This window comes from Microbulbifer maximicatervae (SeqCode) (assembly GCF_056231245.1).
Genome location: NZ_CP174334.1, coordinates 3,266,641 through 3,282,133, shown reverse-complemented (window position 1 = coordinate 3,282,133; position 15,493 = coordinate 3,266,641). Strand labels below are relative to the sequence as shown.

Genomic DNA, 15,493 nt, shown 5'->3' with positions numbered 1-15,493 from the left:
TGCACTGATAATGTTCTGTACACCCGAATTGATCTATGCGGAATTTGTGTGGTAGGAGTTAAAATTATAGTTAGAAAGGGCGTTACTCCTCTCGTCTTAACTCCAGACGTTGAGATTCACGTATACGAAAACGCCGTTTGTTTTCTCGCTCTCCATGAATACGTACTCGCTCACCAGATTGCATACCTTTCTGCTTTGCCTCTTTGGCGTCGATAAAGTAGTACTCACCGCTAGTTTCATCTTTTACGGAGAAGCGATGATCCACTTCTCCTGTTTGAAAGTTCTCGGAGATCTCTTCCTCTAACACGCCAGTTACGGTCTCTTCGGCAATCGCTGAAGAGGAAAGGGCGAGAAGTAGGGCTAAGGGTAGATTTTTCATTGCGGTCTTACTCCCCACTAAATTATTCATCGTAAGTTACAGAAACAGTTGCAGAGTTGGTGCTGTTTTCAGTGGATAGGAATTCAATAGTGATTCCAGCAGATGAGTCAGTAAAGCTGTCCCCGGTAGTTGACAGTGTGGCTACCTGGTTGGCGGTAACATTGTTATTACTGGTGCCGCTAAGATAGTGAACCGTTACCGCATTTTCGTGGTGTGGACGGGGGTTGAGGGTGTCGTGCTCGACATGGTATTCGATGTAATAGTAGTTTTCTCCATTCCTGCTACCAATACTTTCGGCCTTTAAGAGTTGAGGTAGATCGCTACTAAGCTCACCAGCAGTAAGTTCTATGGCTTGAAACTCAATATTAGTGGTGCTGCCTGCGACTGCCTCAATAGTTTCAGTGTATCCGGGGAATGAGTCATACCAGCCCATATAGTCACGATGACCGCTTCCAAAGAGTCGTGATTGCCAAGCATTGCCCATTAGGGAGCCGTCACTACCATATTCACTCTCACCGCTATCGTTGGTATCCCCATCATTATTATCGTCATTGCCGGCGTGGCTCAAGCCAATATTGTGCCCAATTTCATGGCCCATAATCAGTTGATCACTATCTGCAATTATCATGCTCCAGCGGCCTCCGACAGAGGCGACTCCTGTGCCAACCAGTCCTGCACTGGCCGCTGCTTCCGGGAAAATGTAGACCCGATGACGCCAATCGTTGAGCTCTACAGGTTGGTTGTTGGAGTCTAGGTAATTGCTTTCGATCCAGCTGGTTGCCCTATCTCTCCATGTATAGCCGCTATCGTTATATTCACTTCCCGAGCGAGATTCCGCATCTTCGATGCTCAGTACACCACCATTCTGGCTGTCGGCAATGTTGTAGGTAAAGCAGTCTATAGAAGTGCTCTCATCATTGTCTTCACCGTAGCAGTATTGATCTAGTGAGGTGTCATTGCTTAGATGGCGGCTGAACTTTAGTTGTCCCAGGGAGTTTTCATGGTAGGCATTATCAAGAGAATCCGTGTCATTGAAAGCCATATTTGCAATTTGGGTAATGCTTAGATCATCTTCTACGGCGGCATCTGAGAAGTTCATAAAGATAAAGACAATGCTGCTTTCTGTGGCTTCGATGGTTTGAATAGAGAACACTACAGAGAGGGTACTACCATCGGTGAGCTGAAAAGAGATTGTGTCCTCTACGGAATCACCATCATTCAGATTCTGGGAATTGGTGTTTAATTGATATTCCCAGTTTCCACTTTCATAGAGAGTGAAATCTCCATAGCTTCCAGCCACACTACTGGCTTGAAAGGTGGGGCTATTGCTATCGGTATCCTCAAGGGTGAGAGTGCCACTGGCATACTCTTGTGTCCCTACGATAAGTGATGCCAGGGGATTACTGGGGTTAAAAGTGTAGCCCCCCGTTTCTTCATCACTGTCGTCGTCCCCGTTATCGGAATCATCAGAACCACTGTTGTCTCCGCTGTCGGTACTTGTTTCGGTTTCAGTAGTCTCATCGTTGGAATTACTACTGCTGGACCCTCCTCCACAAGCTGTAAGGAGAACCGATAAGCTGAATGCTGTAAGGAATTTTAGGGTATCAGGCATGACAAACTCGACGTATTTCTTAATCTAATTGAGCAAGGCGATTTGTAATTGATGGACAGCTGCTCAGTGGCCCGGTTCCTGCTGATTATTAGTTAAATAACTATATTTGGATTCTGGGTCACCTAAGGCAAAATAGCTATCGCTTTTTTGGCAGGTTGTGACGGTGTTGGATCAATTGCTATTAGCGCCTGTAAGTAGTGTGAACCCCGTTTGAGCAATTGATGACAGGGTTCAAAAAGTTAACTAGGTGTAATGAGTAGGATAAAGGAATGAGACCTATATTTGAACGTAGAGTGCACTTAACCCCATTTGCTTTTTTGCACAGGTGGGAGTCTGAAATTGGGGTGTTTTTAGTTGGGGTTGATTAGAGGGAAATATGGATGTTGTCTTTCGTTGAAACAATCAAAGAAGGTGGAAGGAAGGGTAGGTTAATTGTTGTTGTGGCCGGTATAGGGCGTTTGATCGCCGTGATATATCAACTGGCTACTCGCCTAAACCTTAATACAGCTTATTCTGTCGGAGAGATTATAGACTCACTTCATGGGGTAGAAGTTTATTACAATGGAGGAGTTAATAATGTTGAAGAGCGCAACACCTCGGAAGACGGTTATAATCTTGGCCTAAGGTACCAGTGTGTTGAGTTTGTTAAGCGCTATTATTACGAGCGATTTGGGCATCGAATGCCGGATACATTTGGACATGCTAGAGATTTTTTTGACCTGACAGTCCAGCACGGGAGTGTGAATACCAAAAGAGGATTACTGCAGTTTCACAACCAAGGTAATACCCCTCCGAATATTGGCGATATCGTTGTTTATAGCCCCTCCCTTTTTAACCCTTATGGCCATGTAGCTATCGTTTCTATGGTAGATATAGAGAATGCTACCCTGGAGATTATTCAGCAGAACGCGGGTCCATTTTCTCCCTCCCGAGAGCGTTACCCACTTATTTTCATGCCCCCAGGGCAATGGTATGTAGAGAATAACCGTATTCTCGGATGGTTGCGCAAAGAGTGATCAACTTTTCAGAGGGTTATTTAATGGATAACCCCCTCCATTAATCTCGGTCAAAAGCCATTTATCTGATTCCAGTACCGTTGGTCTTATCCGATGGTATGGGCCTGGAAGGTTGGTAGTGTGCTTCCCACGAATGGAGGCAACTATGAAACTATATTCTCTTTGGGCGCTACCTCTACTGATTGGTAGTGCTACTAGCCAGGCGGATGCCCTTGAATCACAGTGGGAGCTGGCGATGACAGCCGCTTATGATCGCGCTTCTGATAGCTCAATTTTTGAGGCGCAATCAAGTGTGTCTCGGCAAGCTTTACTGCAGGGGGCACTACAGTATGAAGCTTGGGAAGGGCAGATCTCTGCATTCCACCAGGCAGAGCGCGGTGGCAGTGAAGACTTAGAGTTGGTAGTTGAGGAGCTTTTCTGGCAGGGGAGCTGGCAGGACTGGGATTGGTTGCTGGGCAAGCGCCGCCTGGACTTTGGTGTTGGTTATGGACATCGCCCCCTGGATTGGTTTTTACCCATTGAGCGGAATCCGGTATCACTTCAAGTGAGCGAAGGAGTTGGGGTAGTGTCTGCCAGTCGTTTCACTGAAAATGGAGAGCTAAGTGTAATGCTGGTGGATGCCGGTATCAGCCAGGCCTCTGGGGGTGACCACCCGAAGGGATTTGCCATGCGCTGGTATCAGCTTGGAGCTAGTGCCGAGTGGCAGTTACTGGGTTACATGGATGATCAGCGAGGTATGAACTTAGGGGGAAGCTGGGTTAATACTTATGGAGAGCAATGGGAGATCCATACAGAATGGCGCTACCAGCAAGAATACTGGCGCTGGCGAGCCCCAGCTTTGACGGCTATGCCAAAACAGGAGCAGATGGATGATGGCTGGCAAGCTCTTATAGGAATGACTTGGGCAAACAGCATTGGGCATTCGGTTATTTTAGAGTACTGGTTTGATAGTCGGGCCTGGGGGAAAAGCGAATGGGAGCAGGTGTTTGATAACAGCCTATGGTACCAAAATCAGGGAGTGCAGTGGGATGGCCTTCGCCAATCCTCAGCAATGGCCTTTTTAAGTGATAATACCCTGAGGCATAATTTACTTTTACATTGGACGCTTACCAATAATGAGTACCATCCAAAAGTAGATTTAATATACACGCCTGAAGATGGTGGCCTTATTTTAACTATCGGCGGTGAGAGGGAGATGGCGGACGATTGGGTACTTGGAACATCCGTAAGATATTTTGCTGGTCCTGATGAGTCTGCTTTTGCGCAGCTTCAAAACCAGGCTGTATTTACCTTGAGTACGACTATTGTTTTTTGAGTGGAGTTAAGGGTGAATCTGTTAAGAGAGTGCTTACGTACATTGATAATTTGTGTGGTGGTGGCGGTGATCACTCAGGCTATCTGGGGGGGGAGCTATGCAGTTCACGGCGTAATTTCTCTGGCGTACGGATTTATAGCGACATCCACGAGGCAGGTAGTCGAGTTTTTCAAGCCCACTTGGCCCTCAAAAGTAAAGTATGCGGTAGTGAGTTTAGCGGCAACTGTACTGGGAACTCTACATGCTTGGTGGTGGGTATCGGGTTTTGGGGAATTTCGGGCACTTGATTTTTTAATTATTGCCATTCTTCTTTCCATTTTTCTCTATCAAGTTCATCTTAACCGGGAGCAATCTCACCAGCTTGAGAGGGAACGTCAGGAAGCTGAATTGTTAAAGCTTGAACAACAAAAGACTCTTGCTCAAAGCCAGCTAAAAGTGCTGCAAAGCCAGATAGAGCCTCATTTTCTTTTCAATACTCTGGCCAATCTAAAAATGCTAATTCGTCACGACCCTCAAAAGGCAGAAGACCTACTGGATAACTTTAGTGATCTCTTGCGAATTAGCTTGAAAAAATCCCGTTCCGATCAGGTATCTTTAAAGGTTGAGCTTAGCAGTTTGAAATGCTATTTAGAGATTCAAAAGATACGCCTGGGGGAAAGGTTAGAGTATGAAGTTGATTTATCAGGGGATGTGAGTTTAGAGACATTTGTTCCCCCGTTACTTGTGCAACCCTTAGTGGAAAATGCAATTTTTCATGGCATTGAGCCTGCAGCCAAAGGTGGACTGGTCCGGTTGCGGGTGAAACAGAAGGAAGGCCAATGGGTTATTGAGGTGGAAGATAATGGTGTGGGACTCACTGCTGGAGCTAATAAACTTAGCTCCAGCAAACACAATGGGATTGCGCTAAGCAATATTAGGGAGCGACTTTCTACCCTTTACCAAGAGCGTGGTAAGCTACTGATTCAAAGTAATAATCAGGGCGGAGTAACTGCCCGTTTGGAGTTTCCATGCGTGCCATAATTGCAGATGATGAGCCTTTATTGCGTCACCATCTCGACCAAATGCTTGCCGATATTTTTCCTGAGCTTGAGGTTATTGGTAAAGCCTGTGATGGTAACGAAGCGTTAGCTCTGTGCCAGCGAGAGGAGCCTGATGTGGTTTTTCTCGATATTCGTATGCCTGGAATGGATGGTTTGGCTGTTGCTGAGGCTCTTGGCAAATTACAAACAAATCCTATTATTGTTTTTATCACGGCCTATGATGAGTATGCTGTAAGTGCTTTTGAGCATGAGGCAGCCGACTATCTGCTAAAACCTATTGATGACAAGCGATTGGAAAAAGCTTGTGATCGTATTCGGCAGCGCCTGAGAGACCGGGAAGAGGGTAACCTAAAGTCAGGACCTGATATTGAGGCGTTACTGAGGCAGCTTTCCTTAAGTAGACCTGAGTACCTTCGTTGGATTAAGGCAAGCAAGGGCGAAGATATTCATCTGATTGCCTGCGATGAGGTTTCGGCATTTGTGGCAGAGGACAAATATACGACGGTTTACTCCAGTCAGGGTGAGCATATTATCAGAACCCCACTAAAGGAGCTGTTAGCCCAGTTGGAACCAGATTTATTTTGGCAGATCCACCGTTCTACAATTGTCTGTGTGAAGCGCATTCAAAAAGTATGCCGTGGAATAACTGGCGGTGTATCCGTGGTGATGGCTGACGGGCGTCAATATACAGTGAGTCGCAGGGCTGCTTCGTTGTTTAAAACAATGTAGTGATCAGCAATTGATATTTATTTTAACTTAGGGGGGAGATTAAATTACTCCCTCCAATTAAATTGATATTTATGGCAGAGGTTCATATCTGCTACCTAAGATTTAGTAACTTTACCGCCCCTTATTTCTGATGGCCGGACATTCAGATTGGTTTGGTATCGAGAGATCTTTAATCTAAATGCTCCAACTGTCGTTGATTAAAGGGAAGCTGATATTGGCAGCACTCTTTACCTCTTTGTGTGTAGTATTAGCTTCCTAAGTTGAAATTGTTGATGAGCAAGCTGAATTGTAGAAGGGTAATACGATGGGGTTGCGATTAGAGACTATAGCGATAAAGATGATATTGGCTTTATTGAATTACTATTAAAGCCGTGCTTCAAAATTAATGGGACTTTAATTGCTTAGACTTTAGGGTGGTTGCTGTTTAGGTTTGAATTTGGACGCTTGTTTATATATTTACATGCTATTGCTATATGATCTGACTAGTAATCTTGTGCGAACTGAGGGGGTTGTTTTTGTAATTATCGGTAATTTACTTTAGGGGTTTGATTGGCATAATTGCCCGCGACTTGAGGGGTGGAGTGTTTTTTTAATTGTAGATTAACTATTTTGGTGGGTTTGAGTTTGTTTGTACCTGGTGCTTGAGATTCTGCCTGAAGGTCTATTTTCTGCTCATTTGGCGTGTTAAATAGGCTAAGATTTTTCTTTATGGTTTTTCTATTTTAGGACATTTTCTTAAATGGCTGGGAAGGTATATGTGCTGCCTTCTTCCTGAAAGTGTGTAATCTATTTTCCTCTTGTAATGGCAGGTATTCTGCTGTGAGTACCTGTGTGTGAATTTTCTCCGATAATTAATGGAATAATTATGTTGGATAGTTTTAAGTTGGATTCTTCTTCTGTAGAAGGAGTTGAGGATCTAATTGAGGTGAAATCTCCCTACTTTGCACTAGAGGCTTTACATTTTGACGCTGACGGCTGGCTTGTTGCTAAAGTGCCTGTGCAATGTCAGAGTACATATGAAAATAGTTTAATGGATGTCGCGGAAATTGGTCGACACTTGGCAATTTTGGGCTCTTGTTTTGGCGCTTTGGCCAATCCAGTGAGATCCAAGCATTACTACCTGGCACGCAAAGCTGATTTGAAAACTTATGATAGCTTTGTTTCTGATATGCGCCCTGATCACCTTCTGGCCCGAACCAAAGCCGTATTTACCAATAAGAGAGAGTTGGTTGCTGAGGCTGAATTATTAGACCCTGCCGGTGAAGTGGCGGCACGACTTAACGTGAAATATCATGTGATACGGGAGCGATCTTTCCATAAGATATATAGTGATAGTATCCATGATATCACTCCTGTTATTAGCGATATTAATCCTTACTCCAAAAGTATTGATATTAATGTACATAATATTGATCTAATGTCTCTGACGGCAAGTATCGGTAGAGTTACTCCACAAATGTGCATGGGGCATTTTGATAGGGTGAAAGCGTTGCCCGTTGCAATTGCCTCGCAGAGCCTTATTAAGTCATGTTGTATATTTTTGAGGCGGTTGACAGGTGAAGATAGTGCTCGTTTTATAGTTACTTCTGCGGATTTGTATGCGGACAACTTAGCGCTGGCAGGACAAGATGTAGATATAAAAGTAGAACTCTTAGATGTTGAAAACGATGTTTTTATTGTTCGTACTATAGCTACAAATAATTTGGGGCAGTCTGTCGGTGAAATGATCAACCATATTGCAATGGTGGATTAGTCTTTGTAAATTTCATTTGATATTTTGTACAGATCAGGGGAGCTGCTCTTTTGATCTGTATCCACTCCATGTGCATCGCACTAATCTTATTAGTATCAATTTAGATACCAAGTCTTCAATATTTTGGCGATTATGCAGTCTTTACTAATTGGTACTCTCTCCTGAGTTTAGACGCTTTAACGATAGCATCTCTTCGCGTGCAGTAATTTTCCACCTATCCACCCTCTAGGGAGCCTCTGAATAACTCCGTAATGCCTCTGCGGGTCTTGAAGGCTGCAGATGTTAGGCGCAGCTCGCCGTGAATGGCCGCAGCCCTTTGCAAGAGCTGCAACGCAGTAGCTGTGGCCTTCAAGGCCCGCCCTTCGGGGCGTGCAGAGCGATTCACACTCCGCGTTGTGACTTCTTGAAAGGTCTAGACATTCCTGCGAAGCCGCGCCTTGACTGTGAACCGCTCTGCATGCCAGAGGTATCGCGGAGTTATTCAGAGGCCCCCTAGAGCCATTCAGCATAAGTTTTTGCCTCTTATCCTCTCCAGAGACAGTTCATCGCACTGTCCTGAATGATACTTGGATGCTAGGTAATCTATTAAAAATTCAGAAGCAAGGAGAAGTGTAATGAAAAGGTTACTTGTAATAATGGCTTTAAATCTTGGAGTGAGCGTTTCATCCCTTGCTGCCCAGGACGCAAAAATGGAAGATTTGTACCAAAAAGCGGCAGCACAGGGTGGGGCGGCGATAGAAGAGTCCTATGAGGCTTTTAAGACTTTACAGAAAGATAACCCCTCTGATCCTATTGTACTTTTTTACCTGGGGGCTAGTGAGACTCTAATGGCAAAAGAAAGCTGGTTGCCCTGGAGAAAGGTCAGTTATGCAGAGAATGGAATTGCCCGTATGGATAAGGCGCTCACCATAATTGAAGAAATGGATAACCCTGGCCGTTCCTCTCAGGGGATGCCTCAAGACTTACTGCTTAAAGGAATTGCCGCAACAACTTTTACTAAGGTGCCAAAGCTATTTAATTCTTTTGACCGTGGGTTTGAACTTTATCATGAGTTGATGGGCGATCCACGCATAGGATATATGCCGCCAGACGCTACTCGCTGGATTTACTGTGGCGCATTGCAGGCTGCAGAGCTTGAGGGTGACAAGGCGTTAGTGAATTTATGGGGAGCAAAGGCTGAGAGTCATGGCATATCAAATCCATGTGGTGATGTTAAAAACTCTGACTAATAGTGCGAACAGGTAGTAAATCTATGTTACAGATCACTCATATTGAAAAGACTTACACTTCCGGTGAGGTTCAACTTAGGGCCCTAAAAGATGTGAATCTGGATATTCGAGCAGGCACTATGGTAGCTCTGTGCGGACCATCGGGGTCTGGTAAAAGTACCTTGTTAAATATTTGCGGGCTACTGGATCATGATTACAGCGGAGAAGTCTGCTTTGCCGGCGAGGTGCTGAGAAAAAGCCATCGGCAGTCAATGAAGATCCGTCGTACCCAGCTGGGTTTTGTATTCCAAAAGTTTAATTTGGTTCCGGTAATGACAGCCTTTGAGAATGTAGCCTTTCCACTTCTTTTGAATGGAATGAAAGAAGGTGAAGTAAGGCGGCGTGTAATGGGCATGTTGGATCATGTCGGGCTGTCCCAGTTTTCCAACTACAGGCCAGATCGACTTTCAGGTGGACAACAGCAGAGAGTAGCAATCGCTCGAGCACTGGTGCATCAGCCCAAACTGGTAATTGCTGATGAACCTACGGCCAGCTTGGATAGTGTTACCGCACAACAAATTATTGAGTTAATGAAAAATTTGGGAGTGGAGCAAAAAACAGCTTTTATTGTTGCCAGTCATGATGATCGAATGACTCGTCATTGCGATAGAGTTGTTGAGTTGAAAGATGGTGTAATTCTGCAGGAGAGTGCTTTATGCGTCGCTTAAAAGTCGCGGTTTTAAATTTATTGCGCAATCGTCGCAGAAGCTTTCTTGCTGTTGCCATTATCTCCATTGTGGTAACGGCCTTGATGACCTCCGGAGGTTTTGGCCTATTTACATATCAATCCCTTAAAGAGAGCGCGGCGCGCAGTGAGGGGCATTTGGTGCTAACACAGCCGGGATATTTCTCTTCTGATGAGGACTTTCCTCTTCAGCTTGGTTTAGATAATGCCAATAAATTACGTAGGGACTTGTTGGTTGAGGAAAATGTGAAGGCCGTGCAGCCTAGAGTTTATCTGCAAGGGTTAATTTCCAATGGTGATAAGTCTTCTATTTTTTTAGGTCAGGGGATATTGCCAAGTGAATTTCGGGTGAAGGGGCCTTTTCTAAATGTCACTGAGGGCAGTATTTTATCAAACCGTGAAGATATCAGTGATCCTGAGATTATGCTGGGTAAAGATCTCGCAAGAAATCTTAATGTAAGGCCTGGGGATTATATTACTTTAATGTCCTCTACCGTTCATGGGGCTCTCAATGCAATGGATTTTAAGGTTAGGGGAGTTTTCGGGACTGGTGTTCCAGATATGGATAAGCGTCAAGTATATATTTCTGTTCAGGCTGCGCAGTTCCTTTTAGATAGTGACAGGGTCTCAACTATGGCAATCTATGGCTATAGCCTTGATAAGACATCGAGCTTGCAGGAAAGACTGCGTGAGTTAGTTCCAGAGTTGGAAATTACAACTTGGGAGGATCGTGCCTTTTTCTATCAGGGAGTGAAGAGTCTTTATGATCGAATTTTTGGGTTGATGGGCATCATTATGGCACTGGTTATCTTTGTCTCGCTTTTCAATACGCTGGCAATGTCGGTAACAGAGAGAACACGGGAAATAGGTACCTTGTCCGCACTGGGTGCATCCAAAGTGGAATTGATAACTGGGTTTATATTGGAGGCTTTAGTACTTGCTGTAGTGGGTTCTTTAGCAGGTGTTATTTTGGCTGGTCTGATAAGCGCTGGGTTGATGATGTTTGACATTACTATGCCGCCACCTCCGGGAAAAACAACGGGGTATCCTTTGACTGTTTATTTCTCTATTAACTTGGCTTGGGTGATTTCGGTTGCAATAGCTGCGATATGTGTTTTTTCATCCTTCCTTGCGGCGCGGAAAGGTGTCAATAAACCGATTACTGAGGCATTGGTCCATGTATAAATTAAGATTAGGCAGAGTTAGCTTGGCGATTGGTTTTTTGCTGATGTTCTCTCCCTTTGTTTTAGCTGGGGCTGAGGAGAAGGAAAGTCATTTTTCCGCTGTACAGGTAGAAAGCATGTTGGCCAAAGCCGATTCCTATCGTCTTGGAGAGTCATCTTCAAAAGTTGTCACCAACATCCAGGTTTTTAAACAGGGAGAGTTAGAAAGCGAAGATCGCTACCATGTTTATACTCGCCCTGAGAGAAAATCATTGGTGGTATTTAAAGGTATTGGTGAAGAAGGGCAAAAAATGCTGATGCTGCAGGATAACTACTGGCTATTGATGCCCCGCAGCCGCCGCCCTATCCGCATTACACCGATGCAAAGATTGCTGGGGGAGGCTTCAATTGGTGATATCGCCACTTTGACTTGGAGCCAGGACTATCGGGGGCAGTTCGAGGCAAGTGAAATTCTAAAGGGTAAATTGACCCACAAACTTCAGCTGGAGGCAAAAACCAAAGGAGCCAGCTATCAAAAGATAACATTGTGGCTTGATAGTGAGAGTCTCTTCCCAATCCAAGCGGAGCTTTACTTGAAATCTGGAAAGTTGGCTAAGGTTGCGCATTTTGTATCGGGGATAAAGGATGAAGAGCTATTTGTGGAGGAGATGGTTTTAGTTGATAGCATCAAGGCTACCACTGAAACCAGAGTTCACTACGAAAGTAGTACTGCGCATCAGTTAGCGGAAAAATTTTACAATCCGGCTTACTTGAGTCGGCAGTCAAAAATGGATCTGTGAGAGTGGATCTGAGCGGGTAACTGCCTCTGCCAGTATCAATTCCGATACTGGCAGAGGTACGGAAAATTAGGCTGCCTCAGTTGATGCTATTTGAATTTTCCGCTCTTCGAAAAAAGCTCTATCAAGCTCTTCTGCCTCCCTGAGACGTTTTATTTTATCAAAGAACAATTGGGCTTCAGGAAAAGCCAATTTCAAGTAAGCGAGCCATTGCTTAATACGATTGCCCAGATACTTGGAAGGGTAAACTTCTCGGGTGGTTTGATAGTAACCCCAAAGAATTTCAATAATCTCTTGCCAGCCCATTGCTGTATAGCTCTCACCTGAGCAGTAGGCTTTTATCTGCTTGCCCAAATCTGGCCTGGCTAGCAGGCTGCGACCAAACATAAATGCTTCGCATCCGGTTACTTCACGGCAGCGTTGAAATTCCTCAAGTGTCCAGATATCCCCGTTGGCAATGACTGGGATTTCCAGTGTTTGGCGAATTTCACCGATGTATTCCCAGTAGGCTGGGGGTTTATAGCCATCGACTTTGGAGCGAGCGTGTACTGCCAATTCATTTGCGCCGCCAGCTGCTGCGGCTTGGGCGTTATCCATATAGCTAGAGCGATCATTAAAGCCCAGCCGGATTTTTGCGGTGACCGGGATGTTTACCGGGACAGCGCGGCGAACCGCTCCTACAATAGCTTCCACTCTGTGAGGGCTTTGCAATAGGCAGGCGCCACCGTCGCTGTTATTCACTGATTTTGCAGGGCAGCCGAAATTGAGATCAATTGCTGTAGCACCGAATTCAACTGCTTTTACTGCATTAATTGCCATTGCATTGGGGTTGCCGCCTAATAGCTGTAACCGTACTGGAATCCCGCTTGGGGTCTTGGCACCTTTGTCGACCTCTGGGCACAAGCGGGTGAATACTCTGCGAGGCAAGCGAGTATTAGTGACACGAACAAACTCTGTAACACAGATATCGACCCCTCCGATGGCGGAGAGCAGGGCACGCACGTGATGGTCGATTACCCCCTCCATTGGTGCCTGGTAAATCGTAGGTTCTGGGGTAGGTGTCTTGTCGGTCATAAGTCAGTTGAGAGGTAAATCATAAATCTAAAGGCGCATATTCTATCAGCAAGTTATTGTAATGGCGCAAAAACGATCATTCTTCAGTATATAAAAGTAGGAGAAATAAACTCAGCCTATTGATGTTTCGCACCAAAATTGGGCGCGGTAATTTAGACCCCTCCGTTGCCCCTGAAACCAATAAGTGTTTGATTTTAAAAGCAACTTGTATTGATAATAGAAAAATATCAGCATTTTGGAACTAACGAATTTTTTCCTGTGTGCCCGCTCTTTTGGGGGGAGTACCAGGTGCAGCGGCGGTTGAAATTACCGGTCCAGGGAATAAGATTCCGATGTGCAGAAATTTGGGACGGCTGGGCTAAGTGAGATTTTCCCGAGCAAGTTTATTGGTTGTACGACATAAATTTGTTTAATTGTGAGCGAAGATTTTACATGCGCACAAAATATCAATTGGGGTGTTTCAGCTGTCCTGAATAAATAGATACGTAAATTCATAGTGTTACGGGCACAGATGAAACCGTCCAGGATGGATGGTTTTATTGCCTGGTGCCAGGGGGAATAAACAGTGCAAGAAACACTTTTGCAACAGGGGCTAGATATCACCCTGTTTGGTATGGGAATTGTTTTTACTTTTCTGCTATTGCTGGTGATCGGTACCGGTATTATGTCGAGAGTCATCTCCCGCTATTTCCCCGAAGCGGAGCCCGTATCCCACACGCCTTCCCCAACCGCAGGGAATGATAAGGCCCATTTACATGCGGTGATTAAAGCGGCGATCGAACAGCATCGCAAAAGACGCTAACCACCAATCGCTTCCAAACAATTTCCAATAATTTCTGCCGAGAGAGATAACCCATGACTGAGGTTAAAAAGCCATTGGGGATTACCGATGTAGTCCTGCGCGATGCCCACCAGTCACTGTTCGCTACCCGACTGCGACTGGACGATATGCTGCCGATTGCTGAGAAGCTCGATAGAGTTGGCTTCTGGTCTCTGGAGTCCTGGGGGGGGGCCACTTTCGACTCCTGCATTCGCTATCTCGGCGAAGATCCCTGGGAGCGTATTCGTGAATTGAAGAAAGCTATGCCGAATACGCCTCAACAGATGCTGTTCAGGGGACAGAATATTCTCGGCTACCGCCACTATGCGGATGACGTGGTTGAGAAGTTTGTAGAGCGCGCTGCAGTCAATGGGGTAGACGTGTTCCGCGTGTTCGACGCGATGAACGATATGCGCAACCTGAAAACCGCACTGGCTGCGGTGAAGAAACAAGAGAAGCACGCTCAGGGCACCATCTCCTATACCGTGAGCCCAGTACACACCATGGACTTATGGGTGGATCTGGGGCGCCAGATCGAGGATATGGGAGCGGATTCCATCGCGATCAAGGACATGGCCGGTCTACTGCGCCCCTATGAGGGCTACGAGCTGGTGAAACGTTTGAAGGCCGCCGTGGACATCCCCATCCATATGCAGTGCCACGCTACTACCGGTTTATCTACGGCTACCGCTCTCAAGTGTATCGAGGCGGGTATCGACAACGTGGACACCGCGATCAGCTCTATGTCCATGACCTATGGTCACAGCCCAACCGAAGCGTTGGTGGCCATTTTGGAAGGCACTGAGCGGGACACCGGGCTGGATATTAACCTGCTGGAAGAAATTGCGGCTTACTTCCGTAACGTCCGCAAGAAGTACGCGAAGTTTGAGGGTTCCTTGAAAGGCGTGGATTCCCGCATCCTGGTGGCCCAGGTACCCGGTGGCATGCTCACCAATATGGAAAACCAGCTGCGCGAACAGGGTGCCGGGGATCGCCTGGATGATGTACTCGAGGAAATCCCCCGGGTGCGTGAAGACCTGGGCTGTATCCCGCTGGTTACTCCCACGTCCCAGATTGTGGGTACCCAGGCGGTACTCAATGTCCTGACTGGAGAGCGTTACAAATCGATTTCTAAAGAGACTGCCGCCGTCTTGAAAGGCGAATACGGTGCGACACCTGCCGAAGTTAACCAGGAGCTGCAGGTCCGGGTACTGGATGGGGCGAATCCGGTTACCTGTCGTCCGGCAGACCTGTTGGCACCAGAGTTGGACAAGTTAACCCTGGAGCTTCAAGAGAAAGCGGGTGAACAAGATGTGGCCCTGACCGATGGTGAGGGGGAGATCGACGATGTGCTTACCTATGCACTCTTCCCGCAGATTGGCCTGAAGTTCCTGAAGAACCGTGGCAATCCAGAAGCTTTCGAGCCAGTACCTACCGGTAATGAAGGTGCTGCAGTCAAGAACGACAAAGGTGAAGAAGTTTATACGGTGACTGTGGAGGGGCAGAGCTACACCGTCACTGTGGCCGATGGTGGCGACTTAACCAATGTTGCCCCAGTGTCCGGTGCTGCTCCAGCATCTGCAGCTAGTGCACCTTCCGTGCCTGCTACCGGAGGTGAGCCGGTTAATGCGCCTCTCGCTGGAAATATCTTCAAAGTAATGGTGAAGCCTGGGGATCAGGTGAGCGAAGGCCAGGCGGTGTTAGTACTGGAAGCGATGAAGATGGAAACTGTGGTGAGTGCCCCTCGTGCCGGTAACGTCGCCAGTGTGGCAGTAAAAGAAGGCGATTCAGTGGCGGTAGGTGATGCCCTGCTGTCTATTGCATAGCCAAAGGTAGGAGTCA

General features: G+C 46.2%; 14 protein-coding genes. 11 read left to right on the top strand and 3 right to left on the bottom strand.

Annotated features, from left to right (window positions below; translation table 11 throughout):
* Window positions 1–82: 82 nt before the first annotated feature.
* Both ACJJIS_RS14310 and ACJJIS_RS14305 read right to left on the bottom strand, forming a co-directional pair.
* Complete coding sequence (locus ACJJIS_RS14310) at window positions 83–379, bottom strand: hypothetical protein (RefSeq protein WP_475708386.1); 297 nt, start codon at window positions 377–379, stop codon at window positions 83–85.
* A 22-nt stretch (window positions 380–401) separates the two neighbouring features.
* A complete protein-coding gene (locus ACJJIS_RS14305; protein ID WP_475708385.1) occupies window positions 402–1,991 on the bottom strand; it encodes a VCBS domain-containing protein in 1,590 nt (529 codons plus the stop codon).
* Between the two features lie 380 nt (window positions 1,992–2,371).
* Between ACJJIS_RS14305 and ACJJIS_RS14300 the strand changes: the two genes are divergently transcribed.
* The 9 genes from ACJJIS_RS14300 (at window position 2,372) to ACJJIS_RS14260 (ending at window position 11,760) form a co-directional block, all read left to right on the top strand.
* Window positions 2,372–3,007, top strand: coding sequence for a CHAP domain-containing protein (locus tag ACJJIS_RS14300; RefSeq protein WP_475708384.1), 636 nt, complete (start codon window positions 2,372–2,374; stop codon window positions 3,005–3,007).
* A 145-nt stretch (window positions 3,008–3,152) separates the two neighbouring features.
* Window positions 3,153–4,322 carry a hypothetical protein gene (locus ACJJIS_RS14295; RefSeq protein ID WP_475708383.1) on the top strand — a complete coding sequence of 390 codons (1,170 nt, stop codon included), beginning with the start codon at window positions 3,153–3,155 and terminating at the stop codon, window positions 4,320–4,322.
* Between the two features lie 207 nt (window positions 4,323–4,529).
* Window positions 4,530–5,342, top strand: coding sequence for a sensor histidine kinase (locus ACJJIS_RS14290; protein ID WP_445355992.1), 813 nt, complete (start codon window positions 4,530–4,532; stop codon window positions 5,340–5,342).
* A complete protein-coding gene (locus ACJJIS_RS14285; RefSeq protein ID WP_475708382.1) occupies window positions 5,330–6,091 on the top strand; it encodes a LytR/AlgR family response regulator transcription factor in 762 nt (253 codons plus the stop codon). The genes ACJJIS_RS14290 and ACJJIS_RS14285 overlap by 13 nt, the downstream gene beginning before the upstream one ends.
* An 865-nt stretch (window positions 6,092–6,956) precedes the next feature.
* The gene (locus ACJJIS_RS14280) at window positions 6,957–7,844 is read left to right on the top strand and encodes a hypothetical protein (RefSeq protein WP_475708381.1); all 888 of its coding nucleotides are present in this window, start codon (window positions 6,957–6,959) and stop codon (window positions 7,842–7,844) included.
* 614 nt (window positions 7,845–8,458) lie between these two features.
* The gene (locus ACJJIS_RS14275; RefSeq protein WP_444932679.1) at window positions 8,459–9,073 is read left to right on the top strand and encodes a hypothetical protein; all 615 of its coding nucleotides are present in this window, start codon (window positions 8,459–8,461) and stop codon (window positions 9,071–9,073) included.
* Between the two features lie 23 nt (window positions 9,074–9,096).
* Window positions 9,097–9,780 (top strand): ABC transporter ATP-binding protein, encoded by a 684-nt coding sequence (locus ACJJIS_RS14270; protein WP_475708380.1) that lies wholly within the window; start codon window positions 9,097–9,099, stop codon window positions 9,778–9,780.
* Entirely contained in the window at window positions 9,768–10,982 is a 1,215-nt protein-coding gene (locus tag ACJJIS_RS14265; protein ID WP_475708379.1) for an ABC transporter permease, read from the top strand. The genes ACJJIS_RS14270 and ACJJIS_RS14265 overlap by 13 nt, the downstream gene beginning before the upstream one ends.
* Window positions 10,975–11,760, top strand: coding sequence for an outer membrane lipoprotein-sorting protein (locus ACJJIS_RS14260; protein WP_475708378.1), 786 nt, complete (start codon window positions 10,975–10,977; stop codon window positions 11,758–11,760). The genes ACJJIS_RS14265 and ACJJIS_RS14260 overlap by 8 nt, the downstream gene beginning before the upstream one ends.
* Window positions 11,761–11,826: 66 nt before the next feature.
* On the opposite strand, the gene ACJJIS_RS14255 is transcribed toward ACJJIS_RS14260, so the two are convergent.
* On the bottom strand, window positions 11,827–12,831 hold the full coding sequence (locus tag ACJJIS_RS14255; RefSeq protein ID WP_475708377.1) for a tRNA dihydrouridine synthase: 1,005 nt from the start codon (window positions 12,829–12,831) through the stop codon (window positions 11,827–11,829).
* A 565-nt stretch (window positions 12,832–13,396) separates the two neighbouring features.
* On the opposite strand from ACJJIS_RS14255, the gene ACJJIS_RS14250 reads away from it, so the two are divergent.
* Together ACJJIS_RS14250 and oadA are read left to right on the top strand one after the other, a co-directional pair.
* The gene (locus tag ACJJIS_RS14250; RefSeq protein WP_444896594.1) at window positions 13,397–13,633 is read left to right on the top strand and encodes an OadG family protein; all 237 of its coding nucleotides are present in this window, start codon (window positions 13,397–13,399) and stop codon (window positions 13,631–13,633) included.
* A gap of 53 nt (window positions 13,634–13,686) precedes the next feature.
* Complete coding sequence (gene oadA, locus ACJJIS_RS14245) at window positions 13,687–15,477, top strand: sodium-extruding oxaloacetate decarboxylase subunit alpha (protein WP_475708376.1); 1,791 nt, start codon at window positions 13,687–13,689, stop codon at window positions 15,475–15,477.
* The last annotated feature ends 16 nt before the right edge of the window (window positions 15,478–15,493 follow it).